Annotated in this window: 1 protein-coding gene; it reads right to left on the bottom strand. The window is 41.9% G+C overall.

What is annotated here, in order from left to right; all coding sequences use genetic code 11:
* The coding region (locus ACTHSL_RS13150; protein ID WP_440381699.1) for a hypothetical protein at positions 1-384 on the bottom strand (384 nt) is incomplete at both ends.

Raw genomic sequence — 384 nt, 5'->3', positions numbered from 1 at the left:
AATACAGGTAGCTTGGCTTCTACCTTCACCGTTGTTCGGCCGATGAAATGCATATGCATAACATCGTCTTTGGTGGTTCCCCTCATCAGTGGCTCTATCTGAACGCGCTCTCCACTGCTTAATGACATTCCTTTCCCGATTAAAAAATCTGTCAGATCGGATGTGGTCGGCCCGAAAACAGTTCTGGCAAAACCAATGGTGTCGCCTTCAACAAACAAAAAAGATGGGAATCCCAATGATTCGTCATCTGCGAGGCTGTTCTTAATATCTTCAACTGAAGCTTTAGAGCGATTTATCTTCTGAACCAGACTCTTGTCATTTGTTTTGGTAAAGAGAAAAGTTTTTCCATCGATTTTATGAATATACAAATAATTGGAGCCAACC

Origin of the sequence: Neisseria sp. P0008.S010, from assembly GCF_051962715.1 — a bacterium.
GTDB lineage: Bacteria > Pseudomonadota > Gammaproteobacteria > Burkholderiales > Neisseriaceae > Neisseria > Neisseria elongata.
Note: the sequence above shows the minus strand (reverse complement) of the source record. Positions and strands in the feature narration are given on the sequence as shown.